Here is an 8,355-nt window from a genome sequence, read left to right on the forward strand (position 1 = left end):
TTGTCGGATTTATTTAATCTAAAATCATAAATCTAATCTTTTTCTGAGGGTTGCTTTGCGGGTTCAAGCTAAAATCGTAAATCTAAAATTAAAACATCGGTTCCGGAGATTTCTTATCATATATCACTGAAATCTTATTCCCCTCGATCAGAATTCCCCGTCCTCTTCCTTTCTCATAATTTTCTTCGTTGTCGACATTGACAGCAATCACTCTGCCCTGATAAAATGTAGTCATATCGTCAAAAATCGTATGACCGACCAAAATACGGTCAACTTTATATTTTTTCAATAAACGGATGACGTCCGGAAGATAAACCGGCTGATATTTATCGGCTGATTTTACCATTCCTCTATACCAGAAAGGGCCTGCTTTCGTATCAAAGACAAAAGCAGAAGTCGCCGATACAGCCTTTCGGCCTTCTTTATTAAGGGAAAGACCTTTGCCGACCGTTTCATTCATCTGTAAAACTGCCTCTTTACGTTTCAGAAATTCGGCACTTAATCCGGCGTGTACAATCAGATTATTTCCGATAATTTGTACCAGATTCCGGGTTCTCAACCACCTTCCCAATTCGCTGTTTTCCTGCCACAAATCCTGATAAGCAATCCGCAAGCTATCAGCCAGTTCTTTGTATTTACGTTTTGTATAACGGCAATCTCCCCGCAATACCATTTCTTCATGGTTACCTAACGTAAAAGAGACTCCGCCTCCGGCTTCCGCAGCTTCCTGTTCCAATTTATAGATCAGCCAGAAAACCGGCAATACGTCTTTCCCGCGGTCGAACACATCTCCTATTATCACCAAGCGATTGTCTCCGAAATTCCAATTGTAATTTTCATCGATTACCCCGTTATTTTTCAGTACGGATACAAAACAATCCAAATTACCGTGAGGGTCCGAGATAACGAGCATTTTTTCCGGTTGCGGCATCTTCCAGGGTTGACGTTCGAAAGTATGCAACTTTACCCGGAAACGATGTTTTCCGTTACCGGAAACCACCGGAAAAGAAAAACCGGCAGGCACAGCAGCATACGACGTATCCCGGATCACGGCATCCTCTCCGACCCATACCATGCGGAAACCACCGGTACTATCATACAAGATATAAGGCCCATCGGCCGACAACGAACTTTGCTTTTCCTGATGATCTTTTGCTACAGCAGCCTGAAAACAGGCTGCCGTAAAGCAAACGATCAAAAAATATCTGACAAGATTTTTACCTGTCATAAACCTGACTTTTTATTACCACGGATTTATTTATAAACCGGATTTTATCCCCGGTCAAAAAATACTCCGTTATATCTGACAAAATAAACTCTCTGCTTCTGTTCTGCATTTCAAAGATATTTTTTATTTTACCAAACATCCGTTAATTTGTCAAATATTCCGAATAACCGGGGTTCTGTTCTTTCCGGATAGCGGGATTGGCATCCATTTCCTGTTCCGGAATAGGATAAACCACCTGAGGCCGTGTATAATCGATATGACTCGTCGAATTGTCGATACACTCCTCCGATTCCCGGTCAAAAGGAATGGCCCTGCGGAAATAATCCCAAAATGTATGTCCTTCGAGCACCAGTTCTTTTCTCCTTTCTTTCAGAATCGCTCCGATTAATTCTGCTTTATCCAAACCCGTAGCATCGAATTTTTTATCCGTTCTTTTTTCATATATATTGTTCAGCGTCTCTACGGCATCCGGTGAGCCCAATTCGGCATAAGCCTCAGCCAGATTCAGATAAAGTTCGGGTAAACGCACCAGGCAAATATTGTGCAGATAATGGGGATTGCCTATATATTTACGACAACCGTTATAGCCGTCCCGCGTTTTACATACCAGATAGGTCCTGACATCTCCTTCTACTTCTTTTACCAAATCTACCCAGGCATCCTGTAATCCGTAAGCTCCGTATCCGACCTCACTCCCAACCTGCCCGTCCTTCGGATCTCCCGGTTTATCTATAGTTTGATATCTCAATAAATAATTCAGGGAATTCGTACTGAGATTATCCGTTTCCGTATATTGTAATTCCCAGACACTCTCACTGCCGAAAGGCTTGTAATAATTATTGGTATATTCTTTATATTCTATCATTTTCGCGTTTGTCGCTGAAAGTCCTTCCAATGCTGCATCCCTGGCAGCCTCCCATTTTTCCATATAAAGATACACCCGGGACAACAAAGCGCATACTGCCGGATAGGATAAATATTTCCCTTCCCCTTGACCGTACTGTTTCAGTAAATCTTTGGCAGCCGTAAGGTCTTTAACAATCACTTCTTCGTAGCAATATTTCGCATCTTTCCGTCCTTCCGGTTTTTCTTCCATCCGCTTCAGATCTATAATTGTTAACGCTACCGGTACGCCGAATTTATACTGATCGGCATATCCGGATTTACCCGGGAAAGAGAAAATCGGCGGATAGGCAAAGTTACGCATCAATTCAAAGTAGGTCAGCCCTCTCAGTGCCAATGCTTCTCCTTTAATCCGTCCTTTTTCGGCATCCGTTCCTTCTGCCTGATCGACCTGATCGATAATTAAAATTGTCGCTTTGATCGTATTATAGAATTTCGACCAGGTATCCTTGGCATAACCGGCAGAAGAAGAAGTTTCATCGTAAGCATTCTCTTTTTCATACCGGTTACCGCTGGAAGACAGCACAAAGAAATCGGGTCCTTTGGCAGCTTCATAAGCCTGTATATGCCGGCCGTAAAAATCTGCATCGGACAATTTATCGTACACCCCGGTCAGAGCACCCTGAAGGTTCTCCACCGTTTTGAATACCTCACCTTCATCCATCTGGGTAAAACTCTTTCTGTCCAGAAAATCGTCACAACCAGCATTTATCAGAAGGAACAATACAAAGAATATATAATATTTTTTCATGATTCCTGAATTTAAAAGTTAATTTGTAATCCTGCCGTGTAAGTCGTAGCCGACGGATAATCGTCGGGATTCCGGTACCCGTTCAATGTCATTTCCGGATCGTATCCTTTCAATGCGGTAAAAGCGATCAGATTTTCTGCCTGTGCAAAGATTTTTACACCTCCCAGACGAATTTTACTCACTACGTGTGCAGGGAAAGTATACTGCAATTTCAGATTTTTGAATTTCAGATAATCGCCTTTATAAAGATAACGGGTTGATAACCATCGATCCCATTTCGTATTGATCCGCAAAGGATTTTTTCCTCCAGGATTATCCGGTGTCCAACGGTCGAGCTGATCCCGTTCCATGGTCCGGTAGTCTCTCTTCCCGTCGTTCTTCGTCGCCACCCGTCCCGTATAATCCAACACCTTATGTCCCAACCCGTAGGTAAACAGACAGCTCAACTCCAGGCCTTCGAAACTGATCACCGTCGAAAAACCTCCGCTTACCTTCGGCAATGCACAACCGACGATTTTCCGTTCCGCTTCGTCGTATTTTTTGGTAATGGCTTTTTTACCGTCCGTATCCGTATAATACCAGCGTTGTTCTCCCGTTTCCGGATCGGTACCGGCCCATTCCCTCAAATACCAGGAATAATAGCTTTCCCCGTTGCGCTTAATCTGAGTACCGATATCGTCACTCTTCAAACCGAAAAACTTATTTTTCAATGTAGCCAGGTTCATACTGAATTCCCAGTTTACTCTTCTGTCTCTGATAATATCAACGGACATTTCCAACTCTATTCCCTGATTTTTCAAGCCTGCACTGGAATTCACCAAACGGTCTTCGTGACCGGTAACCATAGAAATAGGCTCATCCAGTAACAGATTGCTCGATTTACGACTGTAATATTCCAGCCCGATATTCAGACGATCCCACATACGGATATCCAATCCGACATTGAATACTTTATTTTCTTCCCAGGTCAATTCCCTGTTTGCTATGGCTGCAGGCGCGATACCTGCATCCCCGCCATAATCATAACCGAATCCGTATCTGGGACGCCAGGAATAATAACTGCTGGGTAACGTTCCGTTTACACCGTAACTAGCCTTCAATTTCAGGTTATTGATTACAGGGTTATCCTGCAGGAATTTTTCCTGAGAAATCCGCCAGGCTCCCGAAACCGACCAGAAATTACCGACCCGGTGATCCGGATGAAAACGGGAAGAACGGTCGCTACGGAAGGAACCGCCGATATAATATTTATTGTCGTAAGCGTAATCCAGTTTCATCAGCCAGGAAAACATCGCATATTCGTCCCCGCTACCGCCCAAACTTGCCAAAACAGAGGAAGCCGATAAGTACGGATAATCGTCGGATAAAAAGTTTTTACCGCTGGCAGAAATGTAAGCACTCGTCATCGTTTCAAGCTCTATACCTCCGTAAGCAGACACATCGTGTACACCTCCGAAGGTCTTATTAAAATACAACAGGTTCGAATTGGTAATCATGGTCCGGCGGGCATCTCTCTCTGACAAATAACCGTTATCCTTTTTACCATCGCCGAAATCCTTGTCGTAGTAATGCCGTTTCCTTGTATGGAGATAATCGACGGCAGCCACACTTTTAAAATTCAGCCATTTCGTAAAATTAAATTTCAACCAGCCGGAAAGCAGGGCTTTCAATTGAGGCCGGGCATAAGTGTAATATTTTCCGATAGCCACCGGGTTCATATTACTGTTGACATTACTCGGAAATTTAAAATTATACGATCCGTCTTCCAATTTTACAGGAACAATAGGAGCCAGGGACAATGCTGTATACTGAGGCATAGCATACCCTAAAGCATCACGGCGCGGCCCGCTTTGGTCGGAATAACTCATCATATTGCTGATTCCCCAGTTAAGAAAGCGGTTGGCGTTGTCCGACGACAAATTTGCCCGGAACGAATACCGTTTCAACTCGCTGCTCCGGAGTATCCCCTGCTGATTGAAATATTCCAGTGAGGTATAGAATTTTACGACATCATTTCCTCCTCTGGCCGACGCATTGATTTTTTGGAACGGAGCCACACGGGTAACTTCATCATACCAATCGACATCAGGCAAACGGCTGTAATCTTCCCCTTTTGCACCGTCTTTATCAAAAAATGCATTGTAATAATTATTCTTGACGGGATTGTAAATCTTAAATTGTTTATTGAATTCACTTTTGGCCAGATTCATCCACTCATTATAATTCTTACCCGAGAATTTATATCCTTCTTTATCCGCATATATCTTCTTCACTTCGTCGAAAAACTTTTTACCTGCTTTCCTCTGGATCTGATAATGCATCTCTCCTTCCAGCCACAGGTCGATAAATTCCTCCCGGTTTACCAAGTCAGGCTTCGATGCCTTGAATATCCTGGATACACCGAACTGTACATCTACCGTATAATTGACCTTTTGCCCTTGTTTTCCCTGTTTGGTCGTAATTACAATCACCCCGTTCGCACCCCTCGAACCGTAAAGAGAAGAAGAAGCGGCATCTTTCAATATCGTCATACTGGCAATATCCGAAGGGTTAAGTGTATTCAACGGGTTGGTCGGATATTCGGCATCCCCTGACATATTAGCAGCATCCCAAACGACACCGTCCACGACATAAAGCGGCGCATTCGAGGCATTCATCGAACTGATACCTCTCAAACGGATAGTTGCTCCGACACCCGGTTGCCCGGTGGAGGTAACCAACGTACCCGGGGAATTCCCCCGAAGCACATCCTGAAAAGAAGCTACCGGGCGTTCGGCAATCTTATCAGCCCCTACGACCGTTGCCGATCCTGTATAAGCTTCACGGCTAACGGTACTGTAACCGGTTACGACAACTTCATCCAATTGGGTATCTTCCCGTTGCATGACAATCTGCATTTCTTTATCGGAAGCAGACACTTCCTGAGGAATCATCCCGACAAAAGAAAACACCAGAATCGTATTTTTTAAAGAAGGAACTTTAATTTCAAAACGTCCCTGAACATCGGTTGCAGTACCGGTAGATGTTCCCTTTATCCGGACAGACACGCCCGGTAAGGTTTCCCCGGAATCATCCCGGACAATTCCCCTGACCGCAATCGTTTGCTGTGGAAGTGCCGGAAGTGCTTCCGCTTTGCGAATGACAATCACATCATCCTGAATATTATATGTCAACCCGGTATTTTTCAGGCAGTCGTCCAATACTTCCTTTACGCTTTTATCGGCTGCCGAAACCTCCGACAAACGGACTGATTCTATATCCTGTGTACTGTACAGGAATACGAAACCGGTCTGTTTCTGCAACTCCCAAATGACATCATGGAGAGTTACATTCTTGACATTAAGAGCCACACGTGTCTGAGCGTCTATCGCAGCACTCACATGCAGACATCCCAATAATACCAGATAAAACGATAGCCTCATCATAAAAAAGACTTTTTTTAATCCCCCCTCACAGAAGGAAATTCGATTTTTGTTCATAACTTTGGATGTTTAGTTAAACTTATGATTTCTGTTTGCGCAGAAATCGCTACCGGCAGGAAATGTTAGCGCATTTCCTGCTTTTATTTTTATCTCATCATTTTGATTTCATTTTACCGGAAAACAATTGTATTTCCTTTTATTTCCACTCTTACCTTTCTGGTATCTTCCAACAACTGCAATATCGGCTCTACACTTCCATACCGGCTGATGCTACAACCGAAGCGCAAATCTTTCACTTTCGGGTTAGCATAAAATACATGCATATCATACCAACGGGACAGGTAATTCATAATGTCCTCCAAACGCCAGTCTTTAAAACGGAAATATCCTTCTTTCCAGGCTGTATATTCCGAAACATCGACGGTTTTCACCTGTACGTCCTTTGTCTCCCGGCTGAAATTGGCCTGTTGTGAAGGTGTCAGCACAAGCGGACCGACTCGAGGAGTTGTGATATTGACACATCCTTTTACCAATGTCGTTCCGATAATATCCTCATCGGCATAGCAGCATACATTGAACTCCGTTCCCAAAACTTTCACCTCCACATCTCCGGCCTTTACAATAAAAGGTTTTCCGGCTTTTACTACCTCGAAATAAGCTTCTCCCTGCAATTCCACCATCCTTTTATCTTCTGTAAAATTTACCGGATACCGTAAGGAACTCATAGCATTCAAATGTACCCGGCTTCCATCACTCAGTTTCAGCGTATATTCACCTCCCCTCGGTATATCAATCCGGTTGTATATAACCTTCTGCTCCGGAATGATTTTCGTCTCATTCTGATAATTCAGACAGGCGGAATCTTTGCGGATTTTCGCACCGCCTTCTTCCAATACCTCAAATGAACTTTCTTTTTCAATATCCACAACAGTCCCATCCCCTAAAGTTAAAATTGCCTTTGTTGTTCCGGGTTGAATCCGATCGTTACAAACCGTCTGATGACTACTTAACGAACAGCACTCCTCCGCTGAATTTCTCAATAAAAAATAACATACGGCCAAAGGCAAAACAACCGAAGCCGCATAGCCGATGTATTTTTGAATTTTGAGATTACGTTCCCGCCGGATACTTTTCTCTATTTTACTCCAGGCACGGCTACGATCATATTTCTGCGCCATCGAGCAAAGTTCCCGGAAATTTTCCGGATTGTCTAACTTTTCAAATAACAGCTTTGCCGACAGAGAAGAATCGATCCATTCCTGTAAACAGGCTTTTTCTTCCTCCGTCAATATTCCCGTCCGGTATCCGGCAATCAAGGACGCAATCTCAAATTCTTTTTCCAACATAGCCTCTTTTTTATCCATATAACAGTTTAAACCCCGATCAGGGGTAAACCAAATCAAACTTTTTTTAATTTTTTTTTGGAAATAATCGCTTACGATTAAAAAAACGGCAATAATTTAACGAATCAGATACAACAGGAAAGTAAACAAATAGTAATATCCTTTCAAAAATTCCCGCAGACGCTTATAAGCGATTTTTTTATGTGTATGTACGGTCCCTACAGCCATAGACAACGTTTCTGCAATTTCCCTATTGTCTTTTCCCTCCAACGCCAATAACATGACCTTACGGGTTTGTTCAGGCAACTGTTCAATGGCTTGCCGGAGAATACGATAAGCTTCTTCCTCTATCACGTGATCCCGGAAAAAGGACTCTTCCCCCTGCTCCAGTATTTTTCCTGCATAGCCCAGTTTTATTTTCCGGTGCTCCAGTTCATTGAGTGCCCTGTTCTTTACAGAAGTATACAGAAATCCCTTCAATTGATGCAGATATTCGAAATCCTCCCTCCTTTGCCACAAACGGATAAAACATTCCTGAACCAAATCCGCCACGCATTCGGCATCTCCAACATAACGCTCACCGAAAATACACAACGGTTCATAAAAGTCATCGAACAACCGCCGAAAAACTTTCACGTCAGTAATATCCACTTTTATTGCATCCGCCATCTAAAACATATTGGTTAACCAGATTAAACGACCGTTAAA

5 protein-coding genes are annotated in these 8,355 nt (G+C 43.2%); all 5 read right to left on the minus strand.

The features are described from left to right. Window positions 1-88: 88 nt before the first annotated feature. On the minus strand, window positions 89-1,228 hold the full coding sequence (locus DD657_RS01710; protein WP_287048218.1) for a metallophosphoesterase: 1,140 nt from the start codon (window positions 1,226-1,228) through the stop codon (window positions 89-91). 142 nt (window positions 1,229-1,370) lie between these two features. Continuing rightward, on the minus strand, window positions 1,371-2,882 hold the full coding sequence (locus DD657_RS01715) for a RagB/SusD family nutrient uptake outer membrane protein (RefSeq protein WP_287048219.1): 1,512 nt from the start codon (window positions 2,880-2,882) through the stop codon (window positions 1,371-1,373). Between the two features lie 11 nt (window positions 2,883-2,893). Further along, on the minus strand, window positions 2,894-6,307 hold the full coding sequence (locus tag DD657_RS01720) for a TonB-dependent receptor (protein ID WP_287048221.1): 3,414 nt from the start codon (window positions 6,305-6,307) through the stop codon (window positions 2,894-2,896). Window positions 6,308-6,474: 167 nt separating this feature from the next. After that, on the minus strand, window positions 6,475-7,668 hold the full coding sequence (locus DD657_RS01725) for a FecR family protein (RefSeq protein ID WP_287048222.1): 1,194 nt from the start codon (window positions 7,666-7,668) through the stop codon (window positions 6,475-6,477). 96 nt (window positions 7,669-7,764) lie between these two features. Continuing rightward, complete coding sequence (locus DD657_RS01730) at window positions 7,765-8,316, minus strand: RNA polymerase sigma-70 factor (protein ID WP_021989333.1); 552 nt, start codon at window positions 8,314-8,316, stop codon at window positions 7,765-7,767. Between the last annotated feature and the right edge of the window lie 39 nt (window positions 8,317-8,355).

It is taken from the genome of Culturomica sp. (assembly GCF_003524185.1).
In the GTDB taxonomy this organism is placed as follows: Bacteria; Bacteroidota; Bacteroidia; order Bacteroidales; family Marinifilaceae; genus Culturomica; species Culturomica massiliensis.